Annotated in this window: 12 protein-coding genes; 8 read left to right on the forward strand and 4 right to left on the reverse strand. The window is 39.5% G+C overall.

Annotated elements, in window-relative coordinates:
• The first annotated feature begins 2 nt into the window (after nt 1-2).
• From GOM48_RS04565 to lacG, 3 genes are all read left to right on the forward strand, one after another.
• Entirely contained in the window at nt 3-320 is a 318-nt protein-coding gene (locus GOM48_RS04565) for a PTS lactose/cellobiose transporter subunit IIA (RefSeq protein ID WP_001078331.1), read from the forward strand.
• The gene (locus tag GOM48_RS04570; RefSeq protein WP_235098604.1) at nt 320-2,014 is read left to right on the forward strand and encodes a lactose-specific PTS transporter subunit EIIC; all 1,695 of its coding nucleotides are present in this window, start codon (nt 320-322) and stop codon (nt 2,012-2,014) included. Before GOM48_RS04565 ends, GOM48_RS04570 begins: the two co-directional genes overlap by 1 nt.
• A gap of 84 nt (nt 2,015-2,098) precedes the next feature.
• Nucleotides 2,099-3,505: a 6-phospho-beta-galactosidase gene (lacG, locus tag GOM48_RS04575; protein WP_235098606.1), complete on the forward strand. Its 1,407-nt coding sequence runs from the start codon at nt 2,099-2,101 to the stop codon at nt 3,503-3,505.
• Nucleotides 3,506-3,549: 44 nt separating this feature from the next.
• Here lacG and GOM48_RS04580 read toward each other — a convergent pair whose 3' ends face one another.
• The 4 genes from GOM48_RS04580 to nrdH all read right to left on the reverse strand — a co-directional run bounded on the left by GOM48_RS04580 (nt 3,550) and on the right by nrdH (nt 8,070).
• A complete protein-coding gene (locus GOM48_RS04580) occupies nt 3,550-4,317 on the reverse strand; it encodes a DeoR/GlpR family DNA-binding transcription regulator (protein ID WP_235098608.1) in 768 nt (255 codons plus the stop codon).
• Nucleotides 4,318-4,454: 137 nt separating this feature from the next.
• Nucleotides 4,455-5,417, reverse strand: a complete 963-nt coding sequence (gene nrdF / locus GOM48_RS04585) for a class 1b ribonucleoside-diphosphate reductase subunit beta (RefSeq protein WP_061416911.1) — start codon at nt 5,415-5,417, stop codon at nt 4,455-4,457.
• 194 nt (nt 5,418-5,611) lie between these two features.
• Nucleotides 5,612-7,771 (reverse strand): class 1b ribonucleoside-diphosphate reductase subunit alpha, encoded by a 2,160-nt coding sequence (gene nrdE, locus GOM48_RS04590; protein ID WP_235098610.1) that lies wholly within the window; start codon nt 7,769-7,771, stop codon nt 5,612-5,614.
• An 80-nt stretch (nt 7,772-7,851) separates the two neighbouring features.
• Nucleotides 7,852-8,070, reverse strand: a complete 219-nt coding sequence (gene nrdH / locus GOM48_RS04595; protein WP_000259240.1) for a glutaredoxin-like protein NrdH — start codon at nt 8,068-8,070, stop codon at nt 7,852-7,854.
• A gap of 674 nt (nt 8,071-8,744) precedes the next feature.
• Between nrdH and GOM48_RS04600 the strand changes: the two genes are divergently transcribed.
• The 5 genes from GOM48_RS04600 (at nt 8,745) to GOM48_RS04620 (ending at nt 16,323) form a co-directional block, all read left to right on the forward strand.
• Nucleotides 8,745-9,965, forward strand: a complete 1,221-nt coding sequence (locus GOM48_RS04600) for an alpha/beta hydrolase family protein (RefSeq protein ID WP_000662008.1) — start codon at nt 8,745-8,747, stop codon at nt 9,963-9,965.
• A gap of 464 nt (nt 9,966-10,429) precedes the next feature.
• Entirely contained in the window at nt 10,430-10,693 is a 264-nt protein-coding gene (locus GOM48_RS04605) for a phosphocarrier protein HPr (protein WP_000146948.1), read from the forward strand.
• A 5-nt stretch (nt 10,694-10,698) separates the two neighbouring features.
• Nucleotides 10,699-12,432 (forward strand): phosphoenolpyruvate--protein phosphotransferase, encoded by a 1,734-nt coding sequence (ptsP, locus tag GOM48_RS04610; RefSeq protein WP_235098612.1) that lies wholly within the window; start codon nt 10,699-10,701, stop codon nt 12,430-12,432.
• 252 nt (nt 12,433-12,684) lie between these two features.
• Nucleotides 12,685-15,210: a pneumococcal-type histidine triad protein gene (locus GOM48_RS04615; RefSeq protein ID WP_235098614.1), complete on the forward strand. Its 2,526-nt coding sequence runs from the start codon at nt 12,685-12,687 to the stop codon at nt 15,208-15,210.
• 195 nt (nt 15,211-15,405) lie between these two features.
• Nucleotides 15,406-16,323 (forward strand): metal ABC transporter substrate-binding protein, encoded by a 918-nt coding sequence (locus GOM48_RS04620; protein WP_235098616.1) that lies wholly within the window; start codon nt 15,406-15,408, stop codon nt 16,321-16,323.
• Nucleotides 16,324-16,331: the final 8 nt, after the last annotated feature.

Below are 16,331 nucleotides of genomic sequence, written 5' to 3' on the forward strand. Positions count from 1 at the left end.
TCATGAATAGAGAAGAAGTAACATTGTTAGGTTTTGAAATCGTAGCCTATGCTGGTGATGCTCGTTCAAAACTATTGGAAGCCTTGAAGGCTGCTGAAGCTGGTGATTTTGAAAAAGCGGACGCTCTGGTAGAGGAAGCTGGTAGCTGTATTGCAGAGGCTCACCACGCGCAAACAAGTCTATTGACTAAGGAAGCTTCAGGTGAGGACTTAGCTTATAGTGTAACCATGATGCATGGCCAAGACCACTTGATGACAACTATTTTGTTAAAAGATTTGATGCACCATTTAATTGAACTGTACAAGAGAGGAGTTAAATAATGAATAAACTAATTGCATTTATTGAGAAAGGAAAACCTTTCTTTGAGAAATTATCTCGTAATATCTACCTTCGTGCTATTCGTGATGGTTTCATTGCAGGTATGCCTGTTATTCTCTTCTCAAGTATTTTTATCTTGATTGCCTTTGTACCAAACTCATGGGGCTTTAAATGGTCTGATGAAGTTGTAGCTTTTCTGATGAAACCTTATAGCTATTCTATGGGTATTCTGGCTCTCTTGGTAGCTGGTACAACAGCTAAATCATTGACCGACTCAGTAAACCGTAGCATGGAGAAAACCAATCAAATCAACTATATGTCAACACTGTTAGCAGCAATTGTTGGTTTGTTGATGTTAGCAGCTGATCCTATCGAAAATGGTCTAGCTTCTGGATTCTTGGGGACAAAAGGTTTGCTTTCAGCCTTCCTTGCAGCCTTTGTTACTGTAGCCATCTATAAGGTTTGTGTTAAGAACAATGTCACTATTCGCATGCCTGACGAAGTTCCACCAAATATCTCACAAGTCTTTAAAGATGTGATTCCATTCACTCTATCAGTGGTTTCTCTTTATGCTCTTGATTTACTAGCTCGTCATTTTGTTGGTGCAAGCGTAGCTGAATCAATCGGTAAATTCTTTGCACCATTATTCTCTGCAGCTGATGGCTATCTTGGTATTACTATTATCTTTGGTGCTTTTGCCTTCTTCTGGTTTGTTGGGATTCATGGTCCATCTATCGTTGAACCAGCAATCGCGGCTATTACCTATGCCAATGCCGAAGTCAACTTGAACCTTCTCCAACAAGGGATGCACGCTGACAAGATTCTTACTTCTGGTACACAAATGTTTATCGTTACCATGGGTGGTACTGGTGCGACACTGGTTGTTCCATTCATGTTCATGTGGTTAACAAAATCAAAACGTAACCGTGCAATCGGACGTGCTTCAGTAGTTCCAACTTTCTTTGGTGTAAATGAACCAATCTTGTTTGGTGCACCGCTTGTATTGAACCCGATTTTCTTTATTCCATTTATCTTTGCGCCAATTGCCAACGTATGGATCTTTAAATTCTTCATTGAGACGCTTGGCATGAACTCATTTACTGCCAACCTTCCTTGGACAACACCAGGTCCGCTCGGTATTGTTCTCGGTACAAACTTCCAATTCTTGTCATTTGTTCTTGCTGCTTTGTTAATCCTTGTTGACGTAGCCATTTACTACCCATTCCTCAAGGTTTATGATGAACAAATCCTCGAAGAGGAGCGTTCTGGTAAAGCCAATGATGAATTGAAAGAAAAAGTAGCAGCAAACTTCAATACTGCCAAAGCAGATGCTATTCTTGAAAAAGCAGGTGTAGAAGCAGCGCAAAACACAATCACAGAAGAAACAAATGTTCTCGTTCTCTGTGCAGGAGGAGGTACAAGTGGTCTCCTTGCAAATGCTCTGAACAAGGCAGCTGCAGAGTACAAAGTTCCTGTTAAAGCAGCAGCTGGTGGCTATGGAGCTCACCGTGAAATGTTGCCTGAGTTTGATCTGGTTATCCTTGCTCCTCAGGTAGCTTCTAACTTTGAAGATATGAAAGCAGAAACCGACAAACTTGGTATCAAACTTGCTAAGACAGAAGGTGGCCAATACATTAAACTGACTCGTGATGGAAAAGGCGCTCTTGCCTTTGTTCAAGCGCAGTTCGAAGAATAAAATGTAAATAGCGAAGAAGTGAGATGGAGGAACTCCTCCCAACTATACCCCCATCTCATTTCTATTTCTTGAAAGGTGAATCAAATGACAAAAACACTTCCAAAAGACTTTATTTTTGGTGGCGCAACAGCTGCCTATCAAGCAGAAGGCGCTACACATACTGATGGAAAAGGCCCAGTTGCCTGGGATAAATATCTTAAGGATAACTACTGGTACACTGCTGAGCCAGCCAGTGATTTCTACCACAAATATCCAGTTGATCTCAAACTTGCAGAAGAGTATGGTGTTAATGGTATCCGTATTTCAATCGCTTGGTCACGTATCTTTCCAACTGGTTATGGGAAAGTCAATGACAAGGGAGTTGAGTTCTATCATAATCTATTTGCAGAGTGTCACAAACGGCATGTTGAGCCCTTCGTGACTCTTCATCACTTTGATACGCCAGAAGCACTTCATTCAAACGGAGATTTCCTGAATAGAGAAAACATTGATCACTTTGTGGATTATGCAGCCTTCTGTTTTGAAGAATTTCCTGAAGTTAACTTTTGGACAACATTCAATGAAATTGGACCAATCGGTGATGGTCAATACTTGGTTGGTAAATTCCCTCCTGGTATTCAGTACGACCTTGCCAAAGTTTTCCAATCGCACCACAATATGATGGTTTCTCATGCACGCGCGGTAAAATTGTACAAAGAGAAAGGCTATAAAGGTGAAATTGGTGTGGTTCATGCCCTGCCTACTAAGTATCCTCTGGATCCAGATAATCCAGCAGATGTTCGTGCAGCCGAGTTAGAAGATATTATTCACAATAAATTTATTTTGGATGCGACTTATCTAGGACGATATTCCGAAGAAACAATGGAAGGTGTCAACCATATCTTAGCAGTCAATGGTGGAAGTTTAGATCTGCGTGAAGAAGACTTCGCTGTGCTAGAAGCTGCAAAAGACCTGAATGACTTCCTTGGAATTAACTACTACATGAGTGATTGGATGCAAGCCTTTGACGGAGAGACGGAAATCATCCACAATGGAAAGGGTGAAAAGGGAAGCTCTAAATATCAGATTAAGGGTGTTGGACGTCGAGTGGCGCCTGACTATGTCCCACGTACGGATTGGGACTGGATTATCTATCCTCAAGGTTTGTATGATCAAATCATGCGCGTGAAGAAAGATTACCCGAACTACAAGAAAATCTACATCACTGAGAATGGTCTCGGATACAAAGATGAGTTTGTGGATGGGACAGTCTACGATGATGGACGGATTGATTATGTTAAGAAACATATGGAAGTGATTGCAGATGCAATCTCTGATGGAGTCAATGTCAAAGGCTACTTTATCTGGTCGCTGATGGATGTCTTTTCTTGGTCAAATGGCTATGAAAAGCGTTATGGCCTCTTCTATGTTGATTTTGAAACCCAGGAGCGCTATCCAAAGAAATCGGCTCACTGGTACAAGAAACTAGCTGAGACACAGATTATCGAGTAAAACTAAAACCATAAAAATTCCCCACCAGAAAGGTAGGGGATTTTTTATGGTTTTGATAAAAGAATGGTTGTTTGTTTCGACAAATCTTCAAATGTTTCCTGACTCAGTTTGGAATCTGAAACGATGGTATCAATATCAGAGATATTGTAGAAAGTGTAAAAATCAAATTTATTAAACTTGCTGTGATCTGCCAGTAAGTATTTTTTATTGGCATTATTCAAGGCGATTCGTTGAGCCTCTCCCTCTTGCTCACTAAAGGTGGCAATAGCCTTATCCTTGATGCCATTACAGCTAACAAAAGCCTTAGAAAACTGAAGATTTGCCAAATCCTGCAAGGTAAGTGTCCCCACAAAAGCACCGGTGATAGAGCGATAGTTTCCACCAATCAAGATCAAATCTGTTAGTTTTCGTTCGTTTAGGATGAGAAAAACAGGAAGACTGTTTGTTACAACACGAATGTTATCGATAGGGAGCTCACGAGCAAAACATTCTAAGGTTGTTCCTGGGCCGATAAAAATGGTCTCTCCTTCGTCAATCAAATGACCAGCAAAACGGCTAATTTCTTGTTTTTCAGCAATCTGCAAGCCTTGTTTTTCGACATTTGAGCGTTCGTTGTTTAAGAGAGAACCTGTACGAAGTTTTTCAGCGCCACCGTGCACACGAACCAGCAAATCCTTATCTGCCAATTCTTGTAAGTATCGACGGGCTGTCATATCTGACACATCAAGACTATCCATAATCTCTTTTACAGTAATGGTGCCTTTTGTGTTTACTGCTTCTAGAATACTATCTAGTTTTTCTTGCTTTAGCATCCTTATCACCTCGATTTCTACTATTATTATCTTACCATAAAACGCTCAATCAATCAAATAAAAAAACAAAATAAAACAAAAACAAAAATACCATGGTTGTTTTAAACAAACCATGATATTTTGAATGTTTGGTCAAATTAGTCCAAACCGTAGTTGTAATCCTCGTCTTGCATGGCTTCAACTTCACCAAGGAGGTAACCATTTCCGACTTGAGAGAAGAAGTCGTGGTTAGAAGTTCCTGTTGAAATACCGTTCATGACGATAGGATTGACATCATCAGCTGAATCTGGGAAGAGTGGATCTTGTCCTAGGTTCATAAGGGCCTTATTGGCATTGTATCGAAGGAAGGTTTTAACTTCTTCGGTCCAACCAACACCGTCATAGAGACTTTCAGTATAACCTTCTTCGTTCTCGTAGAGGGTATAGAGCAGGTCGTACATCCATTCTTTAAGTTTTTCTTGCTCTTCTTCAGGCAATTCGTTAAAACCAAGTTGGAATTTGTAACCAATGTAAGTTCCATGAACAGACTCATCACGGATGATCAGTTTGATGATTTCCGCAACGTTGGCCAGTTTGTTGTTACCGAGATAGTAGAGTGGTGTAAAGAAACCAGAGTAGAAGAGGAAGGTTTCAAGGAAAACGCTGGCAACTTTCTTTTCTAGCGGGCTACCATTGAGATAGATTTCATTGATAATTTCCGCTTTTCTTTGTAGGTAGGGGTTAGTGTTGGTCCATTCAAAGATTTCTTCGATTTCAGCCTTAGTATTCAAGGTTGAAAAGATAGAAGAATAGGATTTTGCGTGGACAGATTCCATAAACTGAATGTTGTTAAAAACAGCTTCCTCATGGGGTGTACGGATGTCTGAGCGAAGCGCTTGAACCCCTGTTTCAGATTGCATGGTATCTAAAAGGGTCAAACCACCAAAGACTTTTCCAACCAAGTCTTTTTCTTTGATTGATAGTTTTCTCCAGTCGTCTAGGTCATTTGACAAGGGGATACGCGTATCGAGCCAGAATTGCTCCGTTAGCTTTTCCCAAGTTGATTTGTCGATGACATCTTCGATGGCATTCCAGTTAATGGCTTTGTAGTAAGTTTCCATTTGAAATCTCTTTCTGTATGTAATAATGCGATTGTCAAATCATCTCTATTTTATCATAGTCTGAGAAGAGTATCGCACAAAAAGTCGGAAGACCGACTTTTTAGTTCTTCATAGTATTTAAGATACTTATCAAGTTTTGTCTGACGGGTAACTTAATCAGTAGTCTGAGAAAATGTGGTTGCCTCAGATAAAAATTAAATCACACAGCTTTCACATTGGTTAGCACCAACTTCCCCACCGTCATCTGTAAAGGTACGGACGTAGTAGATAGACTTGATACCCTTGTTAAAGGCATAGTTACGAAGGATTGACAAGTCACGTGTCGTTTGTTTGTTTTCTTTCTTCCATTCGTAAAGACCTTTTGGAATGTCGCTACGCATGAAGAGAGTGAGTGAAAGCCCTTGGTCCACGTGCTCAGTCGCAGCAGCGTAAACATCAATCACCTTACGCATATCCATGTCGTAAGCAGAAGTGTAGTAAGGGATAGTATCTGTTGACAAACCTGCAGCAGGATAGTAGATTTTACCAATTTTCTTTTCCTGACGTTCTTCGATACGTTGCGTAATCGGGTGGATAGAAGCAGAAACATCGTTGATGTAACTGATAGAACCATTTGGAGCAACAGCTAGACGGTTTTGGTGATAAAGACCATCTGCTTGAACCTTTTCGCGAAGTTCAGTCCAGTCAGCAGCGCTTGGAATAAAGACATCTTTGAAGAGTTCTTTAACACGGTCTGATTTTGGAACAAATTCGCCTGTCACATATTTGTCAAAGTAGCTACCGTTAGCATAGTCTGATTTTTCAAAGTTGTGGAAGGTGATACCACGTTCACGGGCTATATTGTTTGATTCCACCAAGGTCCAGTAGTTCATAAGCATAAAGTAGATGCTTGTAAATTCAACTGACTCAGCTGATCCATATTCGATCAGTTGTTGGGCAAGGTAACTATGAAGTCCCATGGCACCAAGGCCAAAGGTGTGAGCCAAACTATTTCCGTGGTCGATAGTAGGAACAGCTACGATGTGCGAACTATCTGTAACGAAAGTAAGGGCACGAACCATAGCGCGGATAGAACGACCAAAGTCAGGTGAGGTCATCATGTTGACCACGTTTGTTGATCCAAGGTTACATGAAACGTCTGTTCCCATTTGAAGGAATTCTTGAGCATCGTTGATCAAGCTTGGTTCTTGAACTTGAAGAATCTCAGAACACAAGTTACTCATGATGATTTTTCCATCAACAGGATTTGCACGGTTGGCTGTATCAATGTTGACTACATAAGGGTAACCAGACTCTTGTTGCAATTTAGAAATTTCAGTTTCCAAATCACGAGCTTTGATTTTTGTCTTGCGGATGTTTGGATTTGCGACCAATTCATCGTATTTTTCAGTGATGTCGATATAGTTGAACGGCACACCATATTCAAGCTCTACAGAGTATGGGCTAAAGAGATACATTTCTTCATTTTTACGAGCCAATTCGTAGAATTTATCTGGTACCACTACACCAAGTGAAAGAGTCTTCACACGAACTTTTTCATCGGCATTTTCTTTCTTAGTAGAAAGGAAGGCGATGATGTCAGGGTGAAAGACGTTGAGGTAGACAACCCCAGCACCTTGACGTTGCCCGAGTTGGTTTGAGTAAGAGAAGCTGTCTTCAAAAAGCTTCATAACTGGTACGACACCAGAAGCAGCACCTTCATAACCTTTGATAGGAGCTCCGGCTTCACGAAGGTTGCTGAGGGAAATTCCCACACCACCACCGATACGTGAAAGTTGAAGAGCTGAGTTGATGGAACGTCCGATAGAGTTCATATCATCAGTCACCTGAATCAAGAAACAGGATACCAACTCCCCACGACGAGCACGTCCAGCATTCAAGAAGGAAGGAGTAGCAGGTTGGTAGCGTTGGTGGATGATTTCATTGGCAATATCAGTCGCAATCGCTTCATCACCATCTGCAAAATATAGTGCGTTAAAGAAGACACGGTCTTCCATGCTTTCAAGATAGTATTCCCCGTCGTTAGTCTTCAAGGCATATTGATTATAGAACTTATAGGCAGCCATGAAAGACTTGAATTGAAAGTTTTGGTCCTTGATAAATTGATGCAATTCTTCCAAAAACTCTGAACGGTATTTCTTGATAAATGCTGTTTCAATGTAGTTGTGTTCAATGAGGTAGTTGATTTTATCAGTGATTGAATCAAAAACCATAGTGTTTGGAACCACATTTTCTTTAAAGAAGGCATCCAAGGCTTCTTTATCTTTATGAAGCATGATTTGTCCATTGACAGGACGGTTGATTTCGTTATTGAGACGGAAGTAAGTCACGTCCTCAAGATGTTTTAATCCCATAAAATTTCCCTTATCTAATTACAAAAGAAAGGCCTCTAAGTTAGCCCTAGAAGCAATTTCTTCTGGATGATGTACTAAGATTATGCTAATTGTTTCAGTTTTCCTGGTTGGAAACCTGAAAAGACTTCAGTTGGTGTTTGGATAACAGGAGCAGCGCTGAAACCAAGCTCTTTAACTTGGTCGATATACTCTGGTTGCTCGTCGAGATTGATCTCACGATAAGCGACATTGTTGCTATCCAAGAAACGTTTGGTCATTTTACATTGTACACAATTATTTTTAGAATAAACCGTTACCATTTCGTAACTCCTCATAAAATTTGATTACTTTCTTAGTATATCAGAAAAAAAAACTTTGTCAAACTTTTTAAACTAAATCTTGTGCCTAAAAGTTACAGTTTTAAAATTAAAATACAAGATATAGTGGTTTTTGAAAGAAGTTGAAAATGGCAAAAATCGTAAGAGCATGAATAAGTTTAGCGGAGACAATGCTTTAACAAAACTGAAACTGTAATATTAATGAAAAAAAGAAAGTCTCTGCACAAGATGTCCCTATATTTTGTATTAAAATATTTAAAAGATAACTAAAATGAAGATGTTAGATTATACTGCATTCATCCAAATAGATTATGAATTTCGTATTCTTGATAGAGAGTATATAACTGTAATTTTTGGGAAGTATTCGCTTTATGTGGTATACTAGTAGTGACCATAGAACTTATAGATAGGAATAAATTTAAAAATGAAGCTATGAAAAGAGTTTATAGCGATTACGATATTTAGGTATATAGACTATTTAAAAAATATAAAAGACAGTAGATGAGTTAGATAAATGTTGAATATGCAAAAACTATTAGAATAGAGTTATTCACTTTAGAAACTTATACTTACTGTGGAAATATATAGTATAATGTTGTTAGGGAAATAGGATTAATAGATTAATAAATGAAAGAATGCAAATCAGGAGGTGCGTGGTGAAAGAAAACGAGGTTATTTTAAAACGGCAATCTACTCGTGTATTTTTTAAGAATGGGGATACGGATTTTTTCTTTAATTGGTTGCTAGGAATCGGTGAAGTTTTTGGCTTCTCTCATGGAGAGCTGTATTATCTTGCTCAAAAGTTAGGTAATTCACCAAAACCTGATGACTGGAAAAATGAGTTTTTATCACATGTGAACTATCTTGAACAAAAGGTTAGTAATTTAGGTTTGAGTGAACAAACAAAGGCGCAGTATTATCTCGCACAGACCTACTCACTTCGATCGGCAATCCAGTTTACTGATCCATTTTCTGCCGAATACTTACCTATCGTTTGTCAAATGGAGAAGGCGTTCTCTAGTGCAATTCATTCACTAGGTACACCGATTGAAAAACTAACTATTGCTTATCAGGATTCCTACTTGCCTGGTTATTATCTTCATAGCGGTGATAATTGCCCAACGCTGATTATGATCGGTGGAGGTGATACTTATCGCGAAGATTTATTTTATTTTGCAGGATATCCTGGATGGATACGAAATTATAATGTTTTAATGGTTGACCTTCCTGGTCAAGGGAGCAATCCTAGTAGAGGGCTAATCTTTGGTGTGGATGCCTCTATTCCAATTTCATTATGCATAGACTGGTTGGAAAATAGAAATCCTAAACTAAATTATTTAGCCATTTATGGTGTCAGCGGAGGGGGATATTTTACCGCACAAGCTGTCGAAAAGGATCCAAGAATTCATGCTTGGATTGCTAGTACCCCTATTTACGACGTTGCAGAGCTCTTCAGAAAAGAATTCGGATCAAGTTTGAAAGCACCTAGTTGGTTAATAAATGCCATTTTAAAATTAGCTGGAAATTTGAATGAATCAGCAAATTTGAATCTTAAAAAGTATGCATGGCAGTTTGGTACTTCTGATTTTAAGAGTGCTATTGATGATGTATTTAACTATGCAAAGAATGTAGATTATAAAAAAATTCAATGCCCATGCCTGTTTATCATGGGAAAGGGTGAGGGTGCTGAACTGCAGCATCAAACTAAGGTAATTTATGAATCACTTAAATCTAAAAATCAACAAACTAAACTTCAAGTATTTGAGGCGGAAAGTGGTGCGGACGCTCATTGCCAAGTCAATAATTTAAGACTCGCCCATAATGTCGTTTTTGATTGGTTGGATACTTTATTTGAATGGAATCAATCAAAGTTTTAGTTCTACTTATACTACTTAGATATATCTACATTTTTACTGTTAGGTGCTACAAGCCTATTTTACTTTAAGTAGCAAATTGAATAAATTCTCTACTGTTGATGGTAAGAGTAGGTTTTAGAATTTCAGTATTTGATGAAGCCTTTTCAAATAATAGGTTGGCTGAGTTATATTAATTATAACTAAATAGTATTATTTTTTCATTATTTACTAGGATTGTCTTCTGATTGATATTAAGAGAAAATAGCTTTGAAAATTGAATTTTGATGATAACATTTTTGAACAATTAGTGTTTAGATATGCTATTTAATTGCTAGAGTGCTCATTATAATAGAAAAAGAAGTAATTTCATTTTCAGTAAAAGTCCATAAAATACTTGAAAAATTATCTTGAAGATGATATAATACAATCTTGTAAGGGTTATCACATATAACTCAAAAAGAAAACACTTAAAGGAGAGTCAAACTATGGCTTCTAAAGATTTCCACGTAGTGGCAGAAACAGGTATTCACGCACGTCCAGCAACATTGTTGGTTCAAACAGCTAGCAAATTTGCTTCAGATATCACTCTTGAGTACAAAGGTAAATCAGTAAACCTTAAATCTATCATGGGTGTTATGAGTCTTGGTGTTGGCCAAGGTGCTGACGTTACAATTTCAGCTGAAGGTGCAGATGCTGACGACGCAATCGCTGCTATCACTGAAACTATGGAAAAAGAAGGATTGGCATAAGGAAAATGACAGAAATGCTTAAAGGAATCGCAGCATCTGATGGTGTTGCAGTTGCAAAAGCATATCTACTCGTTCAACCGGATTTGTCATTTGAGACTGTTACAGTCGAAGATACAAACGCAGAAGAAGCTCGCCTTGATGTCGCTCTAAAAGCATCACAAGACGAGCTTTCTGTTATCCGTGAGAAAGCAGTAGGTACGCTCGGTGAAGAAGCAGCTCAAGTTTTTGACGCTCACTTAATGGTTCTTGCTGACCCAGAAATGATTAGCCAAATCAAGGAAACAATCCGTGCGAAGAAAGTGAATGCAGAAGCAGGTCTGAAAGAAGTAACAGACATGTTTATCACTATCTTTGAGGGCATGGAAGACAACCCATACATGCAAGAACGTGCAGCGGATATCCGCGACGTGACAAAACGTGTATTGGCAAACCTCCTTGGTAAAAAATTGCCAAACCCAGCTTCTATCAATGAAGAAGTGATCGTGATTGCGCACGACTTGACTCCTTCTGATACAGCTCAATTGGACAAAAACTTTGTTAAAGCTTTTGTAACCAACATCGGTGGACGTACAAGCCACTCAGCTATCATGGCACGTACACTTGAAATTGCTGCTGTATTGGGTACAAACAACATCACTGAAATCGTTAAAGATGGTGACATCCTTGCCGTTAACGGTATCACTGGTGAGGTTATTATCAACCCAACTGATGAGCAAGCAGCAGAATTCAAGGCAGCTGGTGAAGCTTATGCGAAGCAAAAAGCTGAATGGGCACTCTTGAAAGACGCTAAAACAGTAACTGCTGACGGTAAACACTTTGAATTGGCTGCTAATATCGGTACTCCAAAAGACGTTGAAGGTGTCAATGCCAACGGTGCCGAAGCTGTTGGTCTTTATCGTACAGAGTTCTTGTACATGGATTCTCAAGACTTCCCAACAGAAGACGAGCAGTATGAAGCTTACAAGGCTGTACTTGAAGGAATGAACGATAAACCTGTTGTCGTTCGTACAATGGATATCGGTGGAGATAAGGAACTTCCTTACTTCGATATGCCTCATGAAATGAACCCATTCCTTGGATTCCGTGCCCTTCGTATCTCTATTTCTGAAACTGGAGATGCTATGTTCCGCACTCAAATCCGTGCTCTTCTTCGTGCGTCTGTACACGGTCAATTGCGTATCATGTTCCCGATGGTTGCGCTCTTGAAAGAATTCCGTGCAGCGAAAGCAGTCTTTGATGAAGAAAAAGCAAACCTTCTTGCTGAAGGAGTTGCAGTTGCGGATAATATCCAAGTTGGTATCATGATCGAAATCCCAGCAGCAGCAATGCTTGCAGACCAATTTGCTAAAGAAGTTGACTTCTTCTCAATTGGTACAAACGACTTGATCCAATACACAATGGCAGCAGACCGTATGAACGAACAAGTTTCATACCTTTACCAACCATACAACCCATCAATCCTTCGTTTGATTAACAACGTTATCAAAGCAGCTCACGCTGAAGGTAAATGGGCTGGTATGTGTGGTGAGATGGCTGGTGACCAAAAAGCTGTTCCACTTCTTGTAGGAATGGGCTTGGATGAGTTCTCTATGTCAGCAACATCTGTCCTTCGTACACGTAGCCTGATGAAAAAACTCGACACAGCTAAGATGGAAGAGTACGCAAACCGTGCCCTTACAGAATGCTCAACAATGGAAGAAGTTCTTGAACTTCAAAAAGAATACGTTAATTTTGATTAATCGAAAAGTCCTTGCAACTGTGTTGTAGGGATTTTTTTGATATTTCTAAAAGAAGTTTCAGGAAAACGGATTATATGACCCCTTTTAAAGAAAAAGTAGTGGTGCAGAATAAAAAATACTTAACTGGTTCATAAAATTCTTGACAAGCTGCAAATTTAGGAGTAAACTATTAACCAGTTAAGCACTAGAGAGGAGTTTCTGCAATTTAGGAATGAATTGCAACTAGAAATATCAAAAAGAAAGAGAGTTTCGATGAAAATTAATAAAAAATATCTAGCAGGTTCTGCGGCAGCCTTGATTTTAAGTGTTTGTTCTTATGAGTTGGGATTGTATCAAGCTAGAATAGTCAAGGAAAATAATCGTGTGTCTTACGTTGATGGAAAACAAGCAGCGCAAAAAACGGAGAATCTAACTCCTGATGAGGTTAGTAAAAAAGAAGGCATCAATGCCGAACAAATCGTCATCAAGATAACTGATCAAGGTTATGTCACTTCACATGGAGACCACTATCATTATTACAATGGGAAGGTCCCTTATGATGCTATCATCAGTGAAGAGTTGCTGATGAAGGATCCAAACTACCAGCTCAAGGACGAAGATATTGTCAGTGAAATCAAGGGTGGTTATGTAATCAAGGTGGACGAAAAATACTATGTTTACCTTAAGGATGCAGCCCATGCGGATAATGTCCGTACAAAAGAAGAAATCAATCGGCAAAAACAAGAGCATAGTCAGCATCGTGAAGGAGGAACTTCAGCAAACGATGGTGCGGTAGCCTTGGCACGTTCACAGGGACGCTACACCACAGATGATGGTTATATCTTTAATGCCTCTGATATCATTGAAGATACTGGCGATGCTTATATCGTTCCTCATGGCAACCATTACCATTACATTCCTAAGAGTGAGTTATCAGCCAGCGAATTGGCTGCCGCAGAAGCCTTTCTATCTGGTAGAAGTGGTCAATCAAACACTGCTACTTATCGCCGTACCAACAACAACAGTACCAGCAGCGATGTAGATAGATGGACCCCATCCTATAATAATCACGGCAGTGGCTATACGAACACGAACACAGCTAACAACAGTAGCGACGATAGCCAAGCAAGTCAAAGTGATGAGGATATTGATAGCCTTCTGAAACAACTTTATGCCTTGCCACTCAGCCAACGACATGTCGAATCTGATGGCCTTGTTTTTGATCCAGCACAAATTACAAGTCGAACAGCTAGAGGTGTAGCTGTACCTCATGGCGATCATTACCACTTCATCCCTTACTCTCAAATGTCTGAATCGGAAGAACGAATCGCTCGTATTATTCCTCTACAGTACAGTTCGAACCATAGGGTGCCGGATTCAAGGCCAGAACAACCAAGTCCACAACCGACTCCGGAACCTAGTCCAAGCCCGCAACCTGCACCAACTCCAAGCAATCCAATTGATGAAAAATTGATTAAACAGGCGATTCGAAAAGTAGCCAATGGCTATGTATTTGAGGAGAATGGAATCTCTCGTTATATTCCTGCCAAGGAACTTTCAGCAGAAACTGCTGCAGCCATTGATAGTAAACTAGACAAGCAAGAAAGTTTGTCTCATAAACTCGGAGCTAAGAAAACCAACCTCCCATCTGGTGATCAAGGATTTTACAATAAGGCTTATGATTTACTAGCAAGAGTTCATCAAGACTTACTTGATAATAAAGGGCGCCAAGCTGATTTTGACACTTTGGATAAACTGTTGGAACGTCTCAATAATGCCTCAAGTGATAAAATCAAGTTGGTGGATGATATCCTGGCCTTCCTAGCACCGATTCGTCATCCAGAACGTTTAGGAAAACCAAATGCGCAAATTGCCTACACTGATGATGAGATTCAGGTAGCCAAGTTGGCAGGCAAGTATACAACAGAAGATGGCTATATCTTTGATCCTCGTGATATCACCAGTGATGAGGGGGATGCCTATGTAACTCCGCATATGACCCATAGTCATTGGATTAAGAAAGATAGTTTGTCTGAAGCCGAAAGAGCGGCAGCCCAGGTTTATGCTAAAGAGAAAGGTTTGACTCCTCCTTCAACAGACCATCAGAATCCAGGAAATACTGAAGCTAAAGGAGCAGAAGCTATCTACAACCGCGTGAAAGCAGCTAAGAAGGTGCCCCTTGATCGTATGCCTTATAATCTCCAACATACTGTGGAAGTCAAAAACGGTAGTTTAATCATACCTCATTATGACCATTACCATAACATCAAATTTGAGTGGTTTGACGAAGGACTTTATGAGGCACCTAAGGGTTATAGTCTAGAAGATCTCTTTGCGACTGTCAAGTACTATGTCGAACATCCAAACGAACGTCCGCATTCAGATAGTGGTTGGGGAAATGCAAGTGACCATGTTCAAAGAAACCAAAACGGTCAAGCTGATACCAATCAAACGGAAAAACCATCAGAGGAGAAACCTCGGACAGACAAACCTGAGGAAGAAAAACCTCGCGAAGAGAAGCCTCAAAGTGAGAAACCAGAATCTCCAAAACCAACTGAGAAGCCGGAGGAAGAATCACCAGAGGAACCAGAAGAACCTCAGGTCGAGACTGAAAAGGTTGAAGCGAAGTTGAGAGAGGCTGAAGAGCTACTTGCAAAGATCCAAGACCCCATTATCAAGTCCAATGCCAAAGAAACTCTCACTGGCTTAAAAAATAACCTGCTATTTGGTGCTCAGGATAACAATACCATTATGGCTGAAGCTGAAAAGTTGTTGGCTTTATTAAAGGAGAGTAAGTAAAGGTAGTAGCATTTTCTAGCTCCTAAAAACAGGATAGGAGAACTAGAAAAGTTAAAATCGAAAATGAGAACAGAATGTAAATTCTAGTTCTCATTTTTTTCATGAAAATATGCAAAATATCTTGACATATAGTGTAAATAAAGATAAACTATTTACTAGTTAATTAAATGGTTAAATACTAGTTAAGGAGTAATGATGAAAAAAAGAACATTCCTATTATTAATGGCAAGTCTGTTGGTTCTTGTTTTAGGAGCATGTAGCCAAAAAGAAAAACAAGAATCAAAAGGGATGAAGATTGTAACAAGTTTTTATCCAATCTATGCCATGGTCAAAGAGGTATCGGGGGACTTGAATGATGTACGGATGATTCAGTCAAGTAGTGGGATTCACTCCTTTGAACCGTCAGCAAATGACATTGCTGCCATTTATGATGCGGATGTCTTTGTCTACCATTCTCATACGCTCGAATCTTGGGCTGGAAGTCTAGATCCTAACTTGAAAAATTCAAAAGTTAAAGTTTTAGAAGCTTCTGAAGGAATGACGTTGGAGCGTGTACCAGGTTTGGAAGATGTTGAAGCTGGTGACGGTATTGATGAAAAAACACTCTACGACCCTCACACTTGGTTAGATCCAGAAAAAGCAGGTGAAGAGGCACAGATTATCGCTGACAAACTTTCGGAGATTGACAGTGCCAATAAGGAAGCGTATCAAAAGAATGCCAAAAACTTTATCGCTAAAGCCCAAGAATTGACTAAGAAGTACCAGCCTATTTTTGAAAAAGCGAGTCAAAAGACTTTTGTTACACAACACACAGCCTTTTCTTATCTCGCTAAACGCTTTGGATTGAAACAACTTGGTATAGCAGGGATTTCCCCTGAACAAGAACCAAGTCCGAGACAACTAACAGAAATTCAGGAATTCGTTAAGACCTATAAGGTTAAAACCATCTTTACTGAGAGCAATGCTTCTTCTAAAGTCGCTGAGACCTTGGTCAAATCAACGGGAGTTAGTCTAAAGACACTCAATCCTTTGGAAGCAGATCCCGAAAATGACAAAACCTACTTAGAAAATCTAGAAGAAAATATGAATGTTCTTGCAGAAGAATTAAAATGAGGAGATGA

This window comes from Streptococcus oralis (assembly GCF_021497885.1).
Classification (GTDB): Bacteria; Bacillota; Bacilli; order Lactobacillales; family Streptococcaceae; genus Streptococcus; species Streptococcus oralis_BQ.

Excerpts from the sequence above, each read along its gene's own strand:
- GOM48_RS04570 (WP_235098604.1), top strand. The coding sequence starts at position 320 with ATGAATAAACTAATTGCATTTATTGAGAAAGGAAAACCTTTCTTTGAG.
- lacG (WP_235098606.1), top strand. The coding sequence starts at position 2,099 with ATGACAAAAACACTTCCAAAAGACTTTATTTTTGGTGGCGCAACAGCT.
- GOM48_RS04605 (WP_000146948.1), top strand. The coding sequence starts at position 10,430 with ATGGCTTCTAAAGATTTCCACGTAGTGGCAGAAACAGGTATTCACGCA.
- GOM48_RS04615 (WP_235098614.1), top strand. The coding sequence starts at position 12,685 with ATGAAAATTAATAAAAAATATCTAGCAGGTTCTGCGGCAGCCTTGATT.
- nrdE (WP_235098610.1), bottom strand. The coding sequence starts at position 7,771 with ATGGGATTAAAACATCTTGAGGACGTGACTTACTTCCGTCTCAATAAC.
- GOM48_RS04580 (WP_235098608.1), bottom strand. The coding sequence starts at position 4,317 with ATGCTAAAGCAAGAAAAACTAGATAGTATTCTAGAAGCAGTAAACACA.
- nrdH (WP_000259240.1), bottom strand. The coding sequence starts at position 8,070 with ATGGTAACGGTTTATTCTAAAAATAATTGTGTACAATGTAAAATGACC.
- ptsP (WP_235098612.1), top strand. The coding sequence starts at position 10,699 with ATGACAGAAATGCTTAAAGGAATCGCAGCATCTGATGGTGTTGCAGTT.
- GOM48_RS04565 (WP_001078331.1), top strand. The coding sequence starts at position 3 with ATGAATAGAGAAGAAGTAACATTGTTAGGTTTTGAAATCGTAGCCTAT.
- GOM48_RS04620 (WP_235098616.1), top strand. The coding sequence starts at position 15,406 with ATGAAAAAAAGAACATTCCTATTATTAATGGCAAGTCTGTTGGTTCTT.
- nrdF (WP_061416911.1), bottom strand. The coding sequence starts at position 5,417 with ATGGAAACTTACTACAAAGCCATTAACTGGAATGCCATCGAAGATGTC.